The organism is Neobacillus drentensis, from assembly GCF_036962125.1.
GTDB lineage: Bacteria > Bacillota > Bacilli > Bacillales > Cytobacillaceae > Neobacillus > Neobacillus drentensis_B.
Genome location: NZ_JBALOA010000007.1, coordinates 48476 through 69172 on the forward strand (window position 1 = coordinate 48476; position 20697 = coordinate 69172).

A 20697-nucleotide genomic window follows, 5' to 3' on the forward strand; every position below is an offset into this window, starting at 1 on the left:
ACATAACCCCTCCTTAAAAAAGGCCCTGTAAGTTATACAGAGCGATCGGTCTTTTTCGGAATAAAAAATATTAATAGTAAACTAATAATAGCAAAAGCAAGAACAACATAATAAACAAAGTGCAAAGAATGTGTTAAACCATTCTGTAGAAAACTTCGAGCCGATTCCGAGAGATGACCTCTTTCATCTGATTTTAAAAGAATATTTACGTCATCTACCGAAAAAGAATGATTTTGCTGACTGAAGTAAAAACTCAACCGATTATTGAGGATTCCCCCCAGTAGTGCTGCTCCAATAGTATTTCCAAGATTACGCATAAACATATTGGCTGCGGTAGCAATCCCACGCTGCTCCCAACCAACAGTACTTTGAATAGAGACAATAAAGGCAGTTGATGTTAAGCCCATTCCAAACCCTACGAAAAATGAGCCCAATGCAGCCCACAAAGGTCCCGATGGTGCTGACATCGTTACAAAGGCGATACTGCCGATGATTAAGGATACCCCACCAATTATAGACGTTTTCCGGTACCCAATAGTAATCAGCCACCGGCCAGCAAGTGTCGAAGCGATGGGCCAACCTATTGACATCGTTGTCAATGTAAATCCAGCAATGATTGGTGTTTGTTCCATGACACCTTGTACAAATGTTGGTAAAAAGCTCGATATTCCAATTAACATGATACCCGTTGTAAGTGAAGTAGTATTGGCGATAAGGATCGAACGCTCTTTCCAAATAGTAAAAGGCATAACCGGCTCTTTGGCGCGGCCTTCCTGAAAGACAAATCCGAGTAAGGTAACAGCACTAATTGCAAATAAACTTAAGGATTGCCATGACCCCCATGCAAAACGACTTCCACCCTCTACAAGAATAAACATTAATGATGAAATGGTAATCGTTAATAGGAGTGCGCCAATATAATCTATCTCATGTTTCTTCCTGCTAATATTTTCATGCAGGAAAAACCATAGTCCAAGGAGTGAAAGTATCCCGAGTGGAATGTTAATCCAGAAAACATAATGCCAACTAACATATTGGACAAGCAAACCGCCAACTGCTGGTCCAGTAATGGCTGATATTCCCCAAACACTTGATAAATATCCCTGAATTTTAGCCCTTTCCTCAGAAGTATAGATATCACCAATGATGGTCGTTGCAATTGGAGTAACTGCCCCCGCACCGAACCCTTGAATTAATCGAAAAATAATTAACATTTTCATGGAGGTTGCAAATCCACAAAGAACGGACCCGATTAAAAAGAAAATAATACCGATGGTAAGGATTGGTTTTCGTCCAAATAAGTCAGATAGCTTTCCATAGATAAGCACGGTTATCGAATTCATTAACAAGTATGCAGAAAACACCCAGCTATAAAGGGTAAACCCGCCAAGATCTGCAACAATTGCCGGCATTGCGGTAGAAACAATCGTGGCCTCAATCGCCCCCATAAACATGGCTAACATCACTGTCGCTAAAACTAATGGTTTATTTGTTTGCTTCCTCGAAAAACCTTCTCTGGAGACCTTGCCATTTGCAGTACTCATATACACACCTCAAATTTAAAAAAATCAAGCTCCCTACTTGGGAGCCTAAAAGCATTAATTATTACTGTTCTGTAATCGATTAAGTATTTTATTTAATTGATTTAATACTGTACTCCTAGGCAAAATCCCTTCAAAATAACCATCCTCAGTCTCAACACATAAAAAGGGTTGATTAACAAGTAACTCAAGGCATCTTTTAATCGGTGCAGAAATTTTCACGCGCGGCACATTACTTTTCATAACCTCTTCTACACGTTTTTTCTCAAGTTGTTCAAACTCAATTCTTTCCAACCCCAGAATAGAATCCATAATAATTGGCGTGCTTATTAGGCCATGCAGTTTATAATGCGGGTCCAATACAGGTATTGCCGTATATCCGCTTTTTGTTAAAACTAATAAAGCATGCTCAAGATTATTTCCAACTTGTACATGTGCGACCCGTTCTGACGGAATCATTAAATCTTTTATTGTTAATTTTAAGTATTCATCGTTAGGAAGACTGATCATAAGCCGTAACTCCTCAATTTTGTTTTTCTACAGTTACATTCTACCATAGTATTCAGGAGTCTGTGCTAATTTTGGTAACGTAACTTTTGAAAAGAAAAATGCATCCTCGCTATATTTTAAACATGAAAAATAAAGGAACCCTAAAGGTCCCTTTACTGAATCAAATCAAAAATTTCAATTGTAATCATATCAATATTATCAAATTGATAACGTTTAGGTTTTTCCTTTTCATTATATACTTCTAATTCAAATGTCTCCGTTTTCGGATGAAATGTTACTTGACACTTTCGATCACCGTTTACTTCGAAATAGCGTTGTGCAGGTTCACCACTATTTGCTTGTTCCTGAAGATTTTTTAGTCTTGTTAATATACCTTGAAGCTGTGACATCGGCTCCGTCTCCTTTCAAACCCAACAAACATCTACAATTATGTTTCTCAATTAACATTTTTCTATCCGAATGGAATACTACCATAATTTTCCATCCGTATTTTATATGCCAATATTAAAAGAATAAAATAACAAGGTCCATTTGTCCAAATAAATATTAAAAAATAAGTAATTTTTTATAACTACGGATGAAATATCATTAACATAAGTATAAAATTGGCCCATTTAAAGTAATTGGTCATGCTGAAATAAGTACTGATAGGCAATATCAATAAATAAATATTCATTTCCACTTATCGGAAATGAAAAAGTACGAATCGTCTCTCCAGTTTCAATATCTGAATATAAATCAGACAAAATGCCTTTGCGTTCATTTCTCATTTTAATAATATTTTCTAAAAAATAAGGCCGCCAGCTCCAATTCTTTTGAATGTATTGCGCTTGATTAATCCATCCTGTTGTTTCTTTAAAAATATTGGCTGACTTTTGAAAGCCGTCTTCATCACAGACATACATTCGGAAGGCAATCTGATCTAGTTCTTTAATTAATGCTTGAAACAGGTCTTGAAAAGTTCCATTCCTATTTTTAAGAACAATTTCTTGAACCTTAGCTTGAAAAGTTTCTGCAGTTGTATACACGGCCTCCAATTTCTTTTTCTCATAGGAAATAAAATCATGGAATTTTTCTTTTAAGCGTTCCTTTAGAAGATTTCGTTCAATGAATTCTCGTACGGGCGGATGTAAATAAAATCCTTGATAATAGCGGCCGCCATTTTTCCAGGCAAACTGCAACTGGTAACTCATCTCGATATTTTCAAACAAAAGTGTTGAGCCAATTTTCCTAGCCAGAAGCGAAAAAGTAAACAATACATCGTGAAAATTTATACCTGTAGAAGTTGATTTTAGGGCCTGTAAATTTATTTTTAAAATATCCGGTTTAAGTTGGCCAATCCGCTCAAAATAATTACTTTCACTATCTATTCTTGCGATGGCAATCTTAATCCCGTAGGTTCGATAATATTGTAATAAATGATCAAATTGATCTAAATCACCAGCATAATTCCGATCAGATATTTCTAAAACAATTCGATCTAATCGTAATCCTTTCTTTTCGAATGCTAGAAGTTCTTGTAAAAAGGGTTCACCATGTCTATACATTAATAAATCAGCATTTCGATTCAAAAAAATACTTATATCCTCATCAAGTGTTAATGCTTGATTAAGTGCCATTTTCACTAATAACAAATCCACGTCATATTTATATTCATCAGGAATTTGGTCATCTTGAAAAAAGTTCCCTAAACTAATTATATTTCCTTCGGATTCATATCTCCCCAATACCTCATATGCAATTACACTTTGTTCATCGGCACTAAAAATCGGTTGAAAATAGGGAAATACATTTTCAAGATCCGATAGTATTTCCAATGCATCCATCCAAGTACCTCCAAGAATTTTTCTTATTATAGCATACGCTCATATAATGTTTCTCGTTCTTTTCCAAAAGGATACCATTATAGCCGCATAGAAACAATCATATCCTATATCCAAGTTGTTTTATAAGGAGGATATGCATTGAAAAAACTTTGTTTATTAGCCTCCATCCTTCCGATGTTTGGATGTAGTAATTTTGTTTTTGATACTAATGCAAACATAGAAAAAAAACAGCCCGCTTCTTCGGTGATTATTGAGAATAAAACAAATAACACTTCAGAAGTAGAGATAAATAATACACATCATAGATTAAACGAACTTGATTACCAAGTACCAAAGGTTAAGAATAAAGTAATTAAAAGCAAGTCAGTTGTTGCGCCTCAAAAGAAAAAAGATTCTGCCATGCTAAATGTTGTGCTAATCAAGCAAAATCCTGAGTTAAGATACGGATGTGAAGTAACAAGTCTTGCCATGGTGTTAAATTATGCAGGCGCTAAAACCAACAAAATGGACCTTTTTCGCTCTGTTCGTAAGGATGCCGACCCACTGATTAAATCACAAACGGGGGATATATTACGTTGGGGAAACCCAGCTGACGGTTTTGTAGGGGATATGACCGGCAGAAGAGCAGGTTATGCAGTATTTGATCAGCCAATGATTGCCTTAATCAACCAAAAGCTGCCTGGAAGAGCTTTTAATTTAACAAACAAGCCCTTTGACCATGTTTTAAATCATGTTTCTGCCGGCTATCCTGTAGTGGTATGGACGACGGGGGATTACCGCCTGCCCGACCGTTGGGAAGGATGGTATCATGGAAAGCAGTATATTAGGACTCCCCTTGATTTACATGCAGTCGTCTTAGTTGGATATGACCGTAAATATGTTTATCTAAATGACCCCTTATCAGGAAGAAAACAAGTAAGAGTGGATAAACAACAATTTATCGCTTCTTGGAAAGCATTAAAAAACCGTGCAGTTAGTTATAAATAAATAAATAAATAAAGCTCTGGAGCTAGTCAGTAAACTAAATTCAAAAGTATGCATCTTAAAAGCAGCCAAATTTTCTTGGTTGCTTTTATGCATGTTTTATTTTTTTTTGAATAAACACATACAAAGTACCTTTTCACTTGCAATAACTTTCGTTTTTAATGAAAATACAGGGGACTCTACTTTTTTGGAAGGAAAATAAAAAATAGGCTGGTAGAAAAAAATGGCTAAAAAACAAACGAGGAGAACGTTTCTGAAACGATCGGTTGGCTCATTTCTTACAGTGGCGGGATTAAGTTCGGGGGGGATGCTATATGCTAACCGAATTGAGCCTTCACTACTCGATATTCAAGAATTTCAAATGAAACACCCACTAATCCCAGACAGCTTTGATGGAATAAAAATAGTGCAATTTAGTGATACTCACCTTGGTTTTCAGTATAATCTAAATCAATTTAAAAAATTAGTTAAAAAAATTAATAGTCTTCAGCCAGACATAGTATTGTTTACTGGAGATTTAATGGACGAGCCCAATCAATATTCGGATATTAATCAGTTGGTGCCGATTTTAAAGAGTTTAAACGCCCCACTCGGTAAATATTGTATTTTCGGAAATCATGATCATGGCGGATATGGTTCTGATATCTACCGAAATATTATGGAGACTACTGACTTTATAGTCCTTTTGAATGAATCCGTTCCTGTTATAAATAAGGATGACAGCACCATTTATCTGCTTGGAATAGATGATGCAATGTTAGGGAATCCCAATTTGCCATTGGCTTTAAAAAATGTGCCTAAAAACACTTTTAAAATTTTATTATCCCATGCCCCTGATCTAGCAGATACAGCATCACAGTATCCCATCCAATGGCAGCTGAGCGGTCATAGCCATGGGGGACAGATAAAGATTCCATTTTTCGGTGCTCTTGTGACTCCCCCTTATGGCCAAATCTATCCAGAGGGACTCTATTCGGTCGGTAACCAATCCCGCCTATCCCTTTACGTCAATCGAGGCATAGGAACCACACGTCTTCCCTTTCGCTTTTTATCAAAGCCCGAATTAACAATATTTACTCTTAAAGCAGACAAGAAATCTTAGAAAAACTCCTTCTCATCTATGAAAAGGAGTTTTTTTCGAGCTAGCCTATTTTCTATTTTAATATATCACCCAAAAAAGATGTTCCTGTGTTATTCCTATTTGTTCATAAAAAAGGTATAATATAGATGTTTTATATAATGGAAAGGAGAGCATATTTTGAATTATGAACAGAAAGGCCCCCTGACAAATCTAAATCTAACCATCGAAAACCTCGCACAAGCTATCTTTATAGTGAATCGTCATGCAAAAACGGCGACTAATCCCAAATTACTTTACAAATTAAAACAAGAAACACTTAAAAAATTGATTCAAGAAGGTAAAGCGAAAAAAGTGGGGCTCCATTTTTCTGAAAATCCAAGAAATAGTCAGCAGCAATCCGATGTGCTCGTTGAATGCGGAAGATACACCTTTCATATTCCGCCAACTAAAACAGATTTTTCCAACCTTCCACATTTCGGGAAATTAGATGAACGAGTCAGAAATCCAAAGGCGACACTATCCCTAAACACAGCAAAGGCATTACTTCAAGTGTATACAGGAATCTCAGAGTTTGAACAAACACCCTCCCAACATAAAAAGAGCAAAACCTATCAAAAGCCTGTTTTCAAAAAATTAGGTGAAAGATATTCTTAAAAGAAAAGCGGAAGCGCCCGTTCATTATTAAGCTAGGAACTCCTCCTGGCTTTTTATTATGGAAATTTATCTAAATCAGCAAAGGCTTCGTGATGATTTTGTGAACATCATCACGAATTTATAGACTCAATTAGAACGGAGATTTAAAATATACTTATAAGTGATACTAATTTATCTTGAATATATTTTTTAAAAGAGGTGCTTGACCAATGAAAGGAACAGCGATTCTTTTTCAAGAACAAACTGTCACATTTATTGAAGATGTGGATCATTCAATTTATGAGGAAATAAAAGAACAATGCGGTTGTAAGCATTGCAATTGTCATCTTGAAGACGACAAAATAGTTAATTTTGGTTTTGTGTCACCTGTTTTCTGGCACGAAGACGAAGTTGATTGGGATTATGGTTATTAAGAAACCTTTATTTGATAGATAGACTCCCCTTCCCCCAAAAACGGTCTGAGGCATCTCAGATCGTTTTTTATTTCTTCATAGTAGAATCCTCACTTAAAAATAGTCTATAATCATTGTATACATAATCAAGATTAATCCTTACCCGAAAGGATGGACCCTGTTGGAGCATTTAATAAATCAACGCGTAAAGGATATCGAAATCTCTGGAATAAGAAAATTTTTTAATATGGTGGCTCATGTGGAGGATTTAATTTCATTTACAATTGGACAACCAGATTTCCCGACCCCTGAGCATGTTAAATATGCGGGGATTGCTGCAATCGAAGAAAATTTTACTACCTATACTCATAATGCAGGGACCTTTGAATTAAGAGAGGCAGTATGTCAATTTGTAGAAAAAAAATATAAACTTCACTACAAACCTGAATCAGAAGTGATAGTTACTTCAGGGGCAAGCGAAGCAATAGATATTGCTTTTCGAACGATTCTAGAGGAAGGCTCCGAAGTCATTTTACCTGGGCCAATCTATCCAGGCTATGAACCGATCATTCGAATGATGGGCGCTACTCCTGTGCATGTTGATATTCGAAAAAATAAATTCCGCTTTACTTTAAACATGATAAAACCATTTATTACAGAGAAAACCCGCTGTATAGTTCTTCCTTACCCATCCAATCCCACTGGTGTTAGTCTCTCAGCCTCGGAGCTGAAAGAAATAGCCGATTTTGTTAGGGGAAAAGAAATCTTTATCTTGGCAGATGAAATCTACAGTGAGTTAACGTACGACTCGCCACATACCTCGATAGCGACATTTCTTAAGGAGCAGTCTATCGTGATCAATGGGTTATCAAAATCTCACTCGATGACAGGATGGAGAATTGGCTTTTTATTTGCACCAGAAAGCATAAGTAAACATATATTAAAGGTTCACCAATATAATATCTCGTGCGCCAATTCAATTGCTCAAAAAGCAGCATTAGAAGCAGTAAGCGCTGGGATTGATGATGCACTTATGATGAAAAAAGAATATATATTAAGAAGAAATTATGTTTTCGATCGTTTAACTTCAATGGGATTTGTGATGGTTAAACCAGACGGTGCGTTCTATTTCTTTATAAAAATCCCTGATACTATTCCATTGAATAGCTTTGATTTTGCACTTAAGCTAGTACATGAAACCAAAGTAGCTGTTGTTCCAGGTAGTGCTTTTTCAGAGTTTGGAGAAGGCTTCTTTAGATTATCGTTTGCCTGTTCAATGGAATTATTAGAAACTGGCCTTAATCGAATCGAACAATTCCTAGTAGGTTTAAAAGAGTAATAAAAAGTACCCTCACACGATATTAAAGTGAGGGTACTTTTTGACTTCCAATCTTATGTTTAATTTTTCCAATATTTATAAAGGGCTTGTGTACCGCTATTTTCTTCGCCCTTTTCCGCTAAATGATCATAGAGAGCTTTAGCAAGACTTAATCCCGGCACTTCCATACCCATTTTATCCGCTTCATCAATAGCAATTCGCATATCCTTAATAAAATGCTTTATGTAAAAACCAGGTTCAAAGTTTCCTGCTAACATTCTTGGTGCAAGATTACTTAGGGACCAGCTGCCAGCCGCTCCAGTTGTAATGCTTTTCAGAACGTTTTCAGGATCAAGTCCAGCTTTTTCAGCATAAATGATCGCCTCACAAACACCAATCATGTTGGATGCTATCGCGATTTGATTACACATCTTTGTATGCTGGCCAGCCCCTGGTTTACCTTGATAGACAATATTTGTACCAAGAAGTTCTAAAACAGAGCGCACCTCTTCGAACGCTTCCCTTTCGCTTCCCACCATTATGGAGAGCTTTGCTTCCTTTGCTCCTACGTCTCCACCTGAAACAGGAGCATCAATTGCTTGAATCCCTTTCATTTTAGCCTCTTCGTAAATCCTAATTGCAAGTGATGGTGCAGAAGTTGTCATATCAATGAAATAGCTCCCAGGTGTCCCATTAGCAATTAATCCTTGTTCACCGAAATATATTTCCTCTACATCAGTTGGGTAGCCAACCATGGTAAAAATTACCGAAGCCTTTTCAGCAATTGCCTTTGGTGTAGCTTCCCAACTTGCCCCTTGACTTAATAGGTCTGTTGCTTTTTCCTTTGTTCTAGAATATACAATTACGGAGTAGCCCGCTTTTAATAAATGTCCTGCCATACTTTTCCCCATTACACCAATACCAATAAAACCAATAACTGTATTCTCAGGATTTAGCACAATAATCTTCCCTCTCATTCATATTTTCTATATTATTTTAGCATTAAACAAATTAATTTTAAAAAAATACATAAAAAAACCGGAACGTCCAGTCGTTCCAGTCTTTGTGCTCCATCTCCAATATTATGCACAAATTTATTTTGTCCTTTTTTTTTGTTCATAATCACATTTTACAATTCAGATGAAAAGTTTGTTAAGTAAACACGTCCGAATACTTCCTGATTATTAAATACTTCAATCGACACAGCATTATCCTTTTCAATCATTCTTTTCAATTCTTGGATATGTAAATCTTCTTTCAGAGGTAATGGGTCCATAAAGATATATTTTTCAGTTTTTCCCTTTACTTCTAAATATTCACCATTTAGCACTTGATCTTCACCGTAAACAATTTCTCGTTTTCCAATGGCGGCTGCAAGCCTATCATCATGAATCGTTACTTTCACCTTATATAATTGTTCCCCAGCTAATATTTCATTGTTTATTCTGAAACGGAATTGCAGTTCATTATTTTTTGTTAGCAATGCATCTGCATAACGATTGACAATTAATTCATTGGAAAAAAGTAAACTACAGCCACTTAATAGCAAGGACCCACAAAGTACCAAGAGCAAAACAGTAATAATGCGAATATTTTTCAGCATTTAATAACACTCCCTTAATATTTTTACCATGGCCAAATTACATCGGTAATAAACGTAAAGAAAGGTTAATATAGGAAAAAAATTTTGTTATATTAGATTGCTTTTACCATCCCTCCGTCCACTAAAAATGAACTGCCCGTCATATAGGTATTAGCATCAGATAAGAGGAAAACAGCCACATTTGCAAATTCCTCTGGGGTACCATATCTCTTTAAAGGAATGCCCGCCTTAACCTGTGTGGCAATTGTCTCCCTGTCTACACCCAGCCTATCTGCATTCACTTGATCTAAATGATTGACACGGTCTGTTGCAATTCGACCTGGGGCAATGGTATTTATTAAAATATTATATTGAGCCAATTCCGAAGCAAGAGTTTTTGCTAGTCCAACAATTCCTGTCCGAAATGTATTAGATAGAATTAAGCCTGGAATGGGTTCTTTAATAGAAGAAGAAGCAATATTTAATATCTTCCCACCCTGCTCTTTTAAATAGGGTAACGCAGCCCGGATCATTCGTACGTAAGATAATAGATTCAATTCAAAGGCATTCTGCCAGTCATCATCTGATAAATCTTCAAACGCACCTGCAGGAGGACCTCCAGCATTATTTACTAGAATATCAATTGTATTAAATCTTTCTACAGTCGTACTAACAAGTTGTTTAAGTTCACCAGTGTTAGTAATGTCTGTTTTATGGTAGGCCACTTTTCCCATACCTAGAGATTCCAGCTGACTTGCTTTTTGTTGCAGCTTTACCTCATCCCGGCCAGATATCATAACATTTGCTCCCTCTTTAACTAGTCGCTCAGCTATAGCAAACCCTAAGCCCTGGCTAGAAGCAACTACCAAAGCTGTTTTTCCTGTTAATTTCAACTCCATTTGCTTTTGATTCCCCCCTCAACAATATACTCTTAGTATACAGGATAATTGGAGGGAATACTTGGCAAAAATATATAAAAAAGGAGACAGATTACTCTGCCTCTTTATCTTCAATAGTGTATTTTATTAAAAAGTTTGCGCAAGATCCTTCGCACGGGCAATCGCATTTTCTTTTATTTCTTCCGCCTTTTCAGGCATTGCATTATGACCTTCCACAAACAGCCCCTCTAAGGATGGAACCCCAAAGAAACTCATCATAATACTGAGATAACGGTGTCCCATTTCCATCTGTGCCGCTGGGCCCTCAGAGTAAAACCCGCCTCTTGCTTGAATGTGTAAAGCTTTTTTATCTGTTAAAAGGCCAATTGGCCCCTTTTCCGTATATTTAAAGGTCTTGCCTGCAACGGCTACTGAGTCAAGATAGGCCTTCATAATCGGAGGAAATGAGAAATTCCATAAAGGCGTAACAAATATATATTTATCAGCTGCGACAAATTGCTCACTTAACTCGTTAAGACGTCCTACTTTTTCCTTTTCTTCTCCCGTTAATCCATCAAATCCTTGACCAGAACGCAGCTTACCCCAGCCACTAAACACATCTGCATCAATATGAGGGATCTTTTCTTTATACAAATCAAGATGAATGACCTCATCACTGGAATTAATTTGTTTATAACTATCAATAAACGCTTTACCTACCGCCATACTATAGGACTGTGTTTCATTGTGAGGATGTGCCGTTATATATAAAACACGTACCATACTAGCTCCACCTTTCTGCTGAAATAGATGCATTTTATTATCCTTCAAAATCACAGAAATTAATCATATAAAAAGGATTTGCCCAAAGACAAATCCTTTCAGTCATCGGTTATTCATTTGGATCAAAAGTGTAAGGGTTGCGACCAATATTACTTCTCATTTCATCTATACTCAAAACTGGTCAATAAAAAAGAAAATACTGAGAAAAATCAAAAAATATCCGAATGACAAAAAGACCGGCTAATTCTCAGCCGGTCTTACCTGAAAAGTTATATTTACTTTGTAGCAGCATTAACCGCTTCAATAACCTGATCGGTTGTTTGCATATTTAAAACTTCTTGAGCAAGCTTTTCCATATCAGATTTTTTCAAATTCTTGATTTGTGAGCGAGCTTTTAAGATCGAAGTGGCACTCATTGAAAATTCATCAAGTCCAAGCCCTATTAGAACTGGAATTGCAGTTTCATCCCCTGCCATTTCTCCGCACATGCCTGTCCATTTTCCTTCTGCATGTGAAGCATCAATAACCATTTTTACCAATCGTAAAATAGATGGGCTATATGGCTGGTATAAGTACGAGACACGCTGATTCATGCGGTCTGCAGCCATTGTATATTGAATCAAATCATTGGTTCCAATACTAAAGAAGTCAACTTCTTTAGCAAATTGATCTGCTAAGATTGCTGTAGACGGAATTTCTACCATAATGCCAAGTTCAATCGCTTCTGAAACTTTTTGACCATCAGCAAGAAGCTTTTGCTTTTCTTCCTCAAGAATTGCCTTGGCACTACGGAACTCATCTAGCGTTGCAATCATTGGGAACATAATTTTTAAGTTTCCATAATTGCTAGCCCTTAACAGTGCTCTAAGCTGTGTACGGAATATGTCTTGCTCTTCCAAGCATAATCGAATCGCCCTGAAGCCTAAAAATGGATTCATTTCCTTTGGAAGATCTAAATAAGGCAGCTCTTTATCTCCACCAATATCAAGGGTACGAACAACCACAGGCTTTCCTTTTAACCCCTCTAATACAGCCTTATAAGATTCGAACTGTTCTTCCTCCGTTGGAAGTTGATCTCTGCCCATGTAGAGGAATTCGGTCCTATATAGACCTACACCCTCACCGCCATTTTCAATGACTCCTTTTAAATCTTTTGGAGTACCGATATTTGCGACTAATTCAACATGGTGGTCATCATTGGTTACTGTTGGTTCATTGACAAGCTTGGCCCATTCAGCTTTTTGGAGTTCGTACTCTTCATGAATTTTACGGTACTGCTCGACAAGCTCAGGTGTTGGATTAATATGTACTTCACCTTTAAGTCCATCAACAATAACAAGATCCCCGTTATTGATTTCCTCGGTAGCAGTTTTTGTTCCTACAACTGCTGGAATTTCCATTGATCTTGCCATAATGGCAGAATGTGAAGTCCGTCCACCGATGTTAGTTGTAAATCCTAACACAAACTGTCTGTTTAATTGTGCAGTGTCGGAAGGTGTTAAGTCTTCAGCCACAATAATCACTTCTTCAGCAATCATACTTGGATTGACAAGCTGTACACCTAGTAAATGAGCTAACACACGCTTCGTAACATCACGAATATCGGCTGCCCGTTCTTTCATATATTCATTATCCATTTGTTCAAACATCATTATGAACATATCTGCTGTTTCCTTTAATGCAGACTCAGCATTTACGTTTTCAGACTGAATTTTTTCTTCAATTGGTGAATGTAATTCTGGGTCACTTAAGACAAGAAGATGTGCTTCAAAAATCGCGGCTTTATCTGCACCAAGGTCTACTTTGGCACGGTCACGAATTGCTTCGAGTTCAGCTTTAGATTTCTCGATTGCCTTACGGAAACGGTCAACCTCAGACGCAGCATCATCAATTGTTTTTGATTCAAAAGATAAATCTGGTTCAACGAGACGGTATGCTTTTGCAATGGCAATCCCGTTAGATGCAGCAATCCCATTTAAAAAAGTCATTATTCTGCCAATCCTTCTTTTTTCAACGTTTCTTCAAGGCTATTTAATGCTTCATTTGCATCGTTTCCTTCAGCAGAAATAGTAATATCTGCACCTTGGCCAACGCCTAAAGACATAACACCCATAATTGATTTTAAGTTAACTTTTTTACCTTTATATTCTAAATGAATTTCAGAATCAAATCGACTTGCAGTTTGAACTAATAAAGTTGCTGGTCTTGCATGAATTCCTGTTTCTGCGACTATTTTAAATTGCTTTTCTGACATGCTAATCATACTCCTTTAATAAATATAGAAAATATAAATCTTGCTTCATTAAAAATAAACATTTCTTATCATTTAGTCAACTAAATCAATAATTAACTAAAGAATCAAATAAAGATTTCATTTCTGTTATTTTTTCCAAAAAGAAGACAAACATGTAATGAATATTTACTCTCATGAAAATGTTGTTTTCCTTTATACAATTGCTAGAATAGCACTTTGGTTCAAACCATACAACTGAAAAATCTATTTTATCTTATTTGTCACAAATCTGTCAAAAACAATCACAAACTTTCACTATATTAATAAAAAAAGTAAAAAGCTGTCAAATAATACAATAGCCTCTTATTCCAATGTAATATTTAGTTATCTAAATGACATTGCAGCTTTTACTGCCTTTTTCCAGCCATTGTATAAGTTAGTTCGTTTCTCCTCAGCCATATTTGGATGAAATTCTCGTCCAATAGCCCACTGCTTTGCTATTTCCTCTTGACTTTCCCAATATCCAACAGCTAAACCAGCTAAATATGCTACCCCTAAAGCAGTTGTTTCATTTACAACGGGCCTTTCCACAGGGACATTTAAAATATTACTTTGAAAATCCATTAAGAAATTATTGCTGACCGCACCGCCATCCACTCGCAGTGTTTTTAGTCCAATCCCCGAATCACTTTCCATTGCTGAGATCACATCTCTTGTTTGATAGGCGAGTGCTTCAAGAGTAGCCCGAACAAAATGCTCCTTTGATGTACCGCGAGTCAGCCCAAACACTGCTCCACGTACTTCACTATCCCAATAAGGGGTACCCAAGCCTACAAAAGCGGGGACCACATAAACGCCTTCTGTGGACTCAACCATCTCTGCATATTTCTCGCTCTCGTTTGCATTTTTCAAAATTCGTAAACCATCCCTGAGCCACTGAATAGCAGACCCGGCAACAAAGACACTTCCTTCAAGTGCATATTCTACCTTCCCATTTATTCCCCAGGCGATTGTCGTAAGTAATCCATGCGCTGATTGGACTGCTTTTTCCCCTGTATTCATAAGCATAAAGCAACCGGTTCCATAGGTGTTTTTCACCATGCCTGACTCGAAACAAGCTTGACCAAACAATGCGGCTTGTTGGTCCCCAGCTGCTCCTGCAATTGGGACCTCTTTACCTAAAAGATGATAATCAACGGTTTTAGCATATACCTCTGAGGATGGACGAACTTCCGGAAGCATCGTCTTTGGAATACCGAGTATCTCCAATAATTCGTCATCCCATTTTAACTCATAAATATTAAACATCAGTGTCCGGGAAGCATTTGAATAATCGGTAACATGAGCTTTACCGCCGGAAAGCTTCCAAATTAACCAAGTGTCGATTGTCCCAAATAATAATTTTCCCTGCTCTGCCTTTTGACGAGCTCCCTCCACATGATCTAGAATCCATTTCACTTTCGTTCCAGAAAAGTAAGCATCAATTAAAAGGCCCGTTTTTTTTCGGAATAGATCATCATATCCTTTTTCTTTGAGAGATTCACAAATTTCACTAGTTTGTCTGGATTGCCAAACAATCGCATGATAAATAGGTTCACCTGATTCTTTATCCCATATTACTGTCGTTTCACGTTGATTTGTAATTCCTATTCCAGCCACTTGTTCCGCTTTTATACCTGATTCAGTTAGAACCTCGGCAATTACTGATAAAACAGAGCCCCAAATTTCATTTGCATTTTGCTCTACCCAGCCAGGATTTGGGAACAACTGTGTAAATTCCTTTTGGGCAACATGTACAATGCCTCCGTTTTTATTAAACAAGATTGCCCGTGAACTAGTGGTTCCTTGATCAATAGATAAAATATATTTTTCCAAGTAAATCTCCCCTATTCAGCAAACTGTTTAACTCCTTGGCTCATTTAGATAGTGATACAAAACATCTCCACCCCGTTGTCCAATTCCTCGAAAATGCTTAAAGTCCTCTCTTTTTACTAGTACTTGACGAAAATCCATAAATTCTTCATTTGTTACATAATACTCAGAAAGTTTTCCATCCTTAAGCTGGTTCAAAATTTCTGTAATACTTTCTTCCTTCATTCTTAAGCACCACCTTTACCTAGTTTATTTTAACTTATCCGCGTTTACTCAGCTAACTTTCAAAACTAATGGAAATATTTGAAAGCGTTTTCTATCATTTTTGCCCGTTTTTATCATATATTTATATTGTTTATGAAGAATTAACAAAATTGTCAATTAAAAGGCTTTACGAAATGAATAAAGTAGTGCAAACTGTTATTTAACTGGATTTTATTTATAGTTTTTGAGGTAAAGGAGTGAGACTAAAGTGAGAAAAGCAGAAGTAGGAAATATCATAGAATTCCGTGGTGGGTTGCAAGGGATTGTTGAAAAGGTAAATGAAAATTCTGTCATAGTCGACCTAACAATTATGGATAATTATCGTGATTTAGAATTGGATCAACGAACAGTTGTCAATCACAAAAACTATAAAGTTGTAAAAGAAAGCGCTTATTAATTTTAGAATACTAGAAAGGCAGTCCAAACATGGCTGCCTTTTCTTTTTGGTTGAAGCCGGTATTATTGACCTTTTCCAGCTTCATTCGATAACTGCTTTAATGATTTCACTTTTCCATGCGGATTTTGATCCTGTTTCCTGACGGTCCATTCACGTTCTTGTTCACTTTTTGATTTGCTCATTCACATTCACTTCCTTCCTACCTTATTATTTTTTTCTTTTCTTTTTGTTCTAACCACATAAAACAGTAAAATGGATGATGTAATGATTTCCATTCAAAAAACTTATTTGATAAAATAAATTTTATGTTTCTACAAAAGGAGATCGCGTAATGAAAAAACTCATCCAAGACCCACGAATACTTATTGGTTTGGCACTAGCTCACGTCCTTTTATTTTTTTCATTTCATGATAGAACCATCTTTTGGTATATATTTTCTGGCTCAGTCCTAATATTAATTGCCTATGCCATGCTTCAAGAAGAGGTTGATGATGAGGTTTCCTTTTTTCAGTATATTGTTTCTGGAACATTAGGCGGTTTATTATTATATTTTATTTTTTGGCTCGGAATCCAAGGATTTAGGCTTCTTCACCTGCCAATTGAAACCAGTCTTAATAACCTGTATAAATGGTTTGCGCCATCCTTATTCTGGCAATACCTTGCACTTATATTGGTAGCTGCACCTGGAGAAGAACTTTTCTGGCGTGGATTTATTCAAAAGAGACTTGGTAAAAAGTTCAAGCCCTCATTAAGTGTTCTTACCGCGTCGATTCTGTACGCTTCTGTTCATATTTATTCTGGCTCCTTTTTATTAATTCTTGCTGCTTTACTATCTGGTTTAGCGTGGGGAACCCTTTACTTATGGAAAAAAAGTATGCCTTTGGTGATTGTTTCCCATATTATTTTTGACCTGATGATGTTTATAATCTTACCTTTACATTGAGAAAGCAGTTGTTCTTAGAACAACTGCTTATTATTTTCTAACAGACGCTGGAAATGGTTTCATCCAGAGTAAAATAAAAAAAATCATGCAAATATATCCAAACAACGGGTACAAATAAGAGAGCAGTGTCCCATAATTTACAAGACTAATCAGGTAAGCAACAATAAAGATTAACGTTACAGAAACCATCGTTGGTATCGCCAAATATTGCTTCAACTGCCGGTCTAGTCCAAAGACATTTCCAATCACAGAGGTAAAAATCTCTCCATAGATAACCAAAACAAAAATCCAATATAAAAAAGGAGCTAAATTTTTCATAACAATGGCCATCGGAATATTATACGATTCCAAATTTGGGAGCATGATTAAGGTAAAATGACCAGCAATTAAAATGATCGTTAATGCAGAACCGCCAAGTATTCCTCCCCATTTAATCGTCCAGTCATCCTTAACTTCTGTCGCAATCGGTACTAAAACTGCTTGGGCCAACCCAAGATTCAAAGCAACATATGAAAAGGGAGCAATTACACTTTTCCAGCCATCTTCGGCATGAGGAATAAATAATAATTGATTTATAAAGTTAGGCATTTGAACAGAAAAGAGCATTAAGATTATGCTAAACGTGATCATAACCGGAACAACAAAGGTATTAACAGCAAATAGTCCTTTTGTCCCAACTAGCATGACTAAGAAGGATAAAAAAATGGTCAAGAAGACACCTGAAATTTTCGGTAAACCCAATTGTTCCTCAAAAACTGCTCCAGCTCCTGAAAGCATTACAGCACTTACACCGAGTAACATAAACAGCATAAAGACATTAATGACACGACTTGGCCATTTTCCAAACAAGTGCTCATTAAATTCCTGATATGATTTTGCATTGATATGTGCTGCTATTCTCATTAATTTAGAACCCAATGAAATAAAGAGATATCCACTCATTAATATACTTATTAAGCCAAAGAAACCAAACCGCGAAAAAAATTCAACGATTTCTTTTCCTGTGGCGAATCCAGCGCCTACTACAGTTCCTACATAAACTGCAGCAATTTGAAATGCTTGTGTCCATTCCCTCTTCACATCATCTCCCCCTTATCATCAATATATGATAATAAGGACAAACAAAGACGAGCTTTTTTCCTTAATTAGAAAGCATTACCAGAACAAATCTCTTGAAAGTCAAAAAAGGTCAGAGTATACTATCGTCATAAGGTCAAATATAGTCAAAGTCAAACATATTACTAATTTTCACAAGGAGGGTATTTACTTATGCTATGTCAACACTGTAATGAAAACAATGCAAACATACAATTAAATGTAATGAAGAATGGACAGCGTAAGGAAATCAAACTCTGTCATGAATGTTTTAGTAAAGAAAAGCAAACTTTAGGGGCTAGCTTAGGTCAAAATATTAATTTCTTCCCTAACTTTCCATTTGATAAATTATTCATTTCCAACACTGTCCCTGAAAATGAAATCACCTATCAACCTAATAGAAAAAACAGACAAACTGGTTTCATCGATCAATTCGGAAGGAATCTAACCCAAATGGCAAAAGCCGGATTGATTGATCCTGTTATTGGACGCGATAGTGAGGTTAATCGTGTTATTGAAATATTAAACCGACGAAATAAAAATAATCCGGTATTAATTGGTGAACCCGGTGTAGGGAAAACAGCCATTGCTGAGGGTCTTGCCCAGAAAATTTCTGCAGGCGATGTTCCCAGCAAGTTACGCAATAAAGAAGTGTATTTACTTGATGTGGCCTCACTTGTTGCCAATACAGGAATCCGCGGCCAATTTGAAGAGAGAATGAAACAACTCATTTCTGAATTACAAGAACGAAAGAATATTATCCTATTCATTGATGAAATTCACCTTCTTGTCGGTGCTGGCTCTGCAGAAGGATCGATGGATGCAGGGAATATTTTAAAACCTGCTCTTGCCCGCGGCGAACTACAGGTGGTTGGTGCAACAACACTTAAAGAGTATCGACAAATTGAAAAGGATTCTGCTTTAGAAAGGCGCTTCCAGCCAGTCCATGTTCAAGAACCGTCAATAGAAGCCGCTATTGAAATATTAAAGGGAATACAAAAGAAGTACGAGGACTTTCATGACGTGAGCTATTCTGATGAAGCTATTCATGCCTGTGTTCAATTGTCACAACGTTATATTCAAGAACGCTTCTTACCAGACAAGGCGATTGATTTACTAGATGAGGCTGGGTCGAAATTAAATCTTTCTTCCGATTACAAAAGCAATGAACAAATTGAACTTCGTTTAAAAGAGATTAGTGCCGAGAAAGAGGATGCTCTTAAATCCGAAAATTACGAGATGGCCGCAGCACTACGGGATGAGGAAGCCAGTTTAGAAAAGGCGTTAAATATGGTTACAGGGGATAGACCGATTGTCGATGTATCACATATCCAAGAAATAATTGAAGAAAAGACCGGTATTCCTGTTGGTAAGCTACAGCAAGATGAACAACAGCGAATGAAGTCTATAGAAGAAAATCTAAATCTTAAGGTTATCGGCCAGGAAAAGGCTGTTAAAAAAGTGGCGAAAGCGATAAGGCGCAGTCGGGCTGGGTTAAAATCAAAACATCGTCCAATCGGTTCATTTTTATTTGTCGGACCAACTGGAGTTGGGAAAACGGAGTTAACGAAGACACTGGCAGAGGAACTTTTTGGGTCTAAGGATTCAATGATCCGTCTTGATATGAGTGAATATATGGAAAAACATAGTGTTTCTAAATTAATAGGCTCACCTCCTGGCTATGTCGGTCATGAAGAGGCAGGACAGTTAACAGAAAAAGTACGTAGAAACCCCTACAGTATTATCTTATTAGATGAAATTGAAAAGGCTCATCCAGATGTTCAACATATGTTCCTGCAAATTCTTGAGGATGGACGTCTCACAGACAGCCAGGGGAGAATTGTAAGCTTTAAGGATACTGTGATCATCATGACAAGCAATGCTGGAATTAGCCATAAAACAGTTCATGTTGGCTTTGGTACAACAGAGGTTATTGAAGAAGCATCTATTCTTGACTCACTTGGCAGCTTCTTTAAACCTGAATTCTTGAATCGTTTTGATAGTATTATTGAATTCAATTCACTTGGCAAAGAGCACCTCCTATATATCGTGGATTTAATGGTTAATGAATTAGAGGAAACTCTTCGCGAACAAAATATTAAACTAACAATCACATCAGAGGCAAAAGAAAAACTAGCCATACTTGGGTACCATCCAGCATTCGGGGCACGTCCGCTCCGCCGGGTCATCCAGGAGCAGCTTGAAGATAAAATTGCGGATTTTATCTTAGAACAGCCCGATGTTAAAACAGTAACAGCAATAATTGAAGAAGATCAGCTCAAAGTTGTCTCGGATGTAATTGTCGTCCAATAGAAAAAGCGAAGCCATTTTCTAGTATTTCTAG

The 20697-nt window shown here is 36.8% G+C and carries 22 protein-coding genes; 8 read left to right on the forward strand and 14 right to left on the reverse strand.

The features are described from left to right. Positions 1-32 precede the first annotated feature (32 nt). From V7121_RS07755 to V7121_RS07770, 4 genes are all read right to left on the reverse strand, one after another. On the reverse strand, positions 33-1544 hold the full coding sequence (locus V7121_RS07755; protein ID WP_335501545.1) for an MDR family MFS transporter: 1512 nt from the start codon (positions 1542-1544) through the stop codon (positions 33-35). Positions 1545-1598: 54 nt separating this feature from the next. Then, the gene (gene cbpB / locus V7121_RS07760) at positions 1599-2051 is read right to left on the reverse strand and encodes a cyclic-di-AMP-binding protein CbpB (RefSeq protein ID WP_335501547.1); all 453 of its coding nucleotides are present in this window, start codon (positions 2049-2051) and stop codon (positions 1599-1601) included. A gap of 152 nt (positions 2052-2203) precedes the next feature. After that, positions 2204-2440, reverse strand: coding sequence for a YkuJ family protein (locus tag V7121_RS07765; RefSeq protein WP_335501548.1), 237 nt, complete (start codon positions 2438-2440; stop codon positions 2204-2206). Between the two features lie 225 nt (positions 2441-2665). After that, complete coding sequence (locus tag V7121_RS07770) at positions 2666-3877, reverse strand: EAL domain-containing protein (RefSeq protein ID WP_335501550.1); 1212 nt, start codon at positions 3875-3877, stop codon at positions 2666-2668. 138 nt (positions 3878-4015) lie between these two features. Here V7121_RS07770 and V7121_RS07775 point away from each other — a divergent pair, with 138 nt between their 5' ends. From V7121_RS07775 to V7121_RS07795, 5 genes are all read left to right on the forward strand, one after another. Continuing rightward, positions 4016-4864, forward strand: a complete 849-nt coding sequence (locus tag V7121_RS07775; RefSeq protein ID WP_335501552.1) for a C39 family peptidase — start codon at positions 4016-4018, stop codon at positions 4862-4864. A 220-nt stretch (positions 4865-5084) separates the two neighbouring features. Further along, positions 5085-5963 (forward strand): metallophosphoesterase, encoded by an 879-nt coding sequence (locus tag V7121_RS07780; protein WP_335501554.1) that lies wholly within the window; start codon positions 5085-5087, stop codon positions 5961-5963. A gap of 156 nt (positions 5964-6119) precedes the next feature. Continuing rightward, entirely contained in the window at positions 6120-6596 is a 477-nt protein-coding gene (locus tag V7121_RS07785; protein WP_335501556.1) for a YkyB family protein, read from the forward strand. A 209-nt stretch (positions 6597-6805) separates the two neighbouring features. Further along, positions 6806-7009, forward strand: a complete 204-nt coding sequence (locus V7121_RS07790) for a hypothetical protein (protein ID WP_335501557.1) — start codon at positions 6806-6808, stop codon at positions 7007-7009. Between the two features lie 160 nt (positions 7010-7169). Beyond that, entirely contained in the window at positions 7170-8327 is a 1158-nt protein-coding gene (locus V7121_RS07795) for an aminotransferase A (RefSeq protein ID WP_335501559.1), read from the forward strand. Positions 8328-8386: 59 nt separating this feature from the next. On the opposite strand, the gene V7121_RS07800 is transcribed toward V7121_RS07795, so the two are convergent. The 8 genes from V7121_RS07800 to V7121_RS07835 all read right to left on the reverse strand — a co-directional run bounded on the left by V7121_RS07800 (position 8387) and on the right by V7121_RS07835 (position 15879). Further along, on the reverse strand, positions 8387-9265 hold the full coding sequence (locus tag V7121_RS07800) for an NAD(P)-dependent oxidoreductase (RefSeq protein ID WP_335501561.1): 879 nt from the start codon (positions 9263-9265) through the stop codon (positions 8387-8389). 170 nt (positions 9266-9435) lie between these two features. Continuing rightward, positions 9436-9909, reverse strand: coding sequence for a hypothetical protein (locus V7121_RS07805; RefSeq protein ID WP_335501563.1), 474 nt, complete (start codon positions 9907-9909; stop codon positions 9436-9438). Positions 9910-10001: 92 nt separating this feature from the next. Next, positions 10002-10787: an SDR family oxidoreductase gene (locus tag V7121_RS07810; RefSeq protein ID WP_335501565.1), complete on the reverse strand. Its 786-nt coding sequence runs from the start codon at positions 10785-10787 to the stop codon at positions 10002-10004. 126 nt (positions 10788-10913) lie between these two features. Beyond that, positions 10914-11549, reverse strand: a complete 636-nt coding sequence (locus tag V7121_RS07815) for an FMN-dependent NADH-azoreductase (RefSeq protein WP_335501566.1) — start codon at positions 11547-11549, stop codon at positions 10914-10916. Between the two features lie 275 nt (positions 11550-11824). Continuing rightward, positions 11825-13537, reverse strand: a complete 1713-nt coding sequence (ptsP, locus tag V7121_RS07820; RefSeq protein ID WP_335501568.1) for a phosphoenolpyruvate--protein phosphotransferase — start codon at positions 13535-13537, stop codon at positions 11825-11827. Beyond that, on the reverse strand, positions 13537-13803 hold the full coding sequence (locus tag V7121_RS07825; RefSeq protein WP_335501570.1) for a phosphocarrier protein HPr: 267 nt from the start codon (positions 13801-13803) through the stop codon (positions 13537-13539). Before V7121_RS07825 ends, ptsP begins: the two co-directional genes overlap by 1 nt. 363 nt (positions 13804-14166) lie before the next feature. Continuing rightward, on the reverse strand, positions 14167-15657 hold the full coding sequence (glpK, locus tag V7121_RS07830) for a glycerol kinase GlpK (protein ID WP_335501572.1): 1491 nt from the start codon (positions 15655-15657) through the stop codon (positions 14167-14169). A 27-nt stretch (positions 15658-15684) separates the two neighbouring features. Next, positions 15685-15879 carry a hypothetical protein gene (locus tag V7121_RS07835; RefSeq protein ID WP_335501574.1) on the reverse strand — a complete coding sequence of 65 codons (195 nt, stop codon included), beginning with the start codon at positions 15877-15879 and terminating at the stop codon, positions 15685-15687. A gap of 247 nt (positions 15880-16126) precedes the next feature. Between V7121_RS07835 and V7121_RS07840 the strand changes: the two genes are divergently transcribed. After that, on the forward strand, positions 16127-16315 hold the full coding sequence (locus tag V7121_RS07840) for a YkvS family protein (RefSeq protein ID WP_098526935.1): 189 nt from the start codon (positions 16127-16129) through the stop codon (positions 16313-16315). 62 nt (positions 16316-16377) lie between these two features. Here the strand turns inward: V7121_RS07840 and V7121_RS07845 are convergent, their stop codons facing one another. After that, entirely contained in the window at positions 16378-16497 is a 120-nt protein-coding gene (locus V7121_RS07845; protein WP_283878168.1) for a DUF6254 family protein, read from the reverse strand. Between the two features lie 149 nt (positions 16498-16646). On the opposite strand from V7121_RS07845, the gene V7121_RS07850 reads away from it, so the two are divergent. Next, a complete protein-coding gene (locus V7121_RS07850; protein ID WP_335546262.1) occupies positions 16647-17258 on the forward strand; it encodes a CPBP family intramembrane glutamic endopeptidase in 612 nt (203 codons plus the stop codon). Positions 17259-17288: 30 nt separating this feature from the next. Here V7121_RS07850 and V7121_RS07855 read toward each other — a convergent pair whose 3' ends face one another. Further along, on the reverse strand, positions 17289-18338 hold the full coding sequence (locus tag V7121_RS07855) for a YkvI family membrane protein (RefSeq protein ID WP_335501578.1): 1050 nt from the start codon (positions 18336-18338) through the stop codon (positions 17289-17291). A 189-nt stretch (positions 18339-18527) separates the two neighbouring features. On the opposite strand from V7121_RS07855, the gene V7121_RS07860 reads away from it, so the two are divergent. Continuing rightward, positions 18528-20666 (forward strand): ATP-dependent Clp protease ATP-binding subunit, encoded by a 2139-nt coding sequence (locus V7121_RS07860; protein WP_335546264.1) that lies wholly within the window; start codon positions 18528-18530, stop codon positions 20664-20666. The last annotated feature ends 31 nt before the right edge of the window (positions 20667-20697 follow it).

Excerpts from the sequence above, each read along its gene's own strand:
- V7121_RS07755 (WP_335501545.1), bottom strand. The coding sequence starts at position 1,544 with ATGAGTACTGCAAATGGCAAGGTCTCCAGAGAAGGTTTTTCGAGGAAG.
- cbpB (WP_335501547.1), bottom strand. The coding sequence starts at position 2,051 with ATGATCAGTCTTCCTAACGATGAATACTTAAAATTAACAATAAAAGAT.
- V7121_RS07765 (WP_335501548.1), bottom strand. The coding sequence starts at position 2,440 with ATGTCACAGCTTCAAGGTATATTAACAAGACTAAAAAATCTTCAGGAA.
- V7121_RS07810 (WP_335501565.1), bottom strand. The coding sequence starts at position 10,787 with ATGGAGTTGAAATTAACAGGAAAAACAGCTTTGGTAGTTGCTTCTAGC.
- V7121_RS07835 (WP_335501574.1), bottom strand. The coding sequence starts at position 15,879 with ATGAAGGAAGAAAGTATTACAGAAATTTTGAACCAGCTTAAGGATGGA.
- ptsP (WP_335501568.1), bottom strand. The coding sequence starts at position 13,537 with ATGACTTTTTTAAATGGGATTGCTGCATCTAACGGGATTGCCATTGCA.
- V7121_RS07790 (WP_335501557.1), top strand. The coding sequence starts at position 6,806 with ATGAAAGGAACAGCGATTCTTTTTCAAGAACAAACTGTCACATTTATT.
- V7121_RS07845 (WP_283878168.1), bottom strand. The coding sequence starts at position 16,497 with ATGAGCAAATCAAAAAGTGAACAAGAACGTGAATGGACCGTCAGGAAA.
- V7121_RS07850 (WP_335546262.1), top strand. The coding sequence starts at position 16,647 with ATGAAAAAACTCATCCAAGACCCACGAATACTTATTGGTTTGGCACTA.
- V7121_RS07770 (WP_335501550.1), bottom strand. The coding sequence starts at position 3,877 with ATGGATGCATTGGAAATACTATCGGATCTTGAAAATGTATTTCCCTAT.
- V7121_RS07780 (WP_335501554.1), top strand. The coding sequence starts at position 5,085 with ATGGCTAAAAAACAAACGAGGAGAACGTTTCTGAAACGATCGGTTGGC.
- V7121_RS07860 (WP_335546264.1), top strand. The coding sequence starts at position 18,528 with ATGCTATGTCAACACTGTAATGAAAACAATGCAAACATACAATTAAAT.
- V7121_RS07805 (WP_335501563.1), bottom strand. The coding sequence starts at position 9,909 with ATGCTGAAAAATATTCGCATTATTACTGTTTTGCTCTTGGTACTTTGT.
- V7121_RS07825 (WP_335501570.1), bottom strand. The coding sequence starts at position 13,803 with ATGTCAGAAAAGCAATTTAAAATAGTCGCAGAAACAGGAATTCATGCA.
- V7121_RS07815 (WP_335501566.1), bottom strand. The coding sequence starts at position 11,549 with ATGGTACGTGTTTTATATATAACGGCACATCCTCACAATGAAACACAG.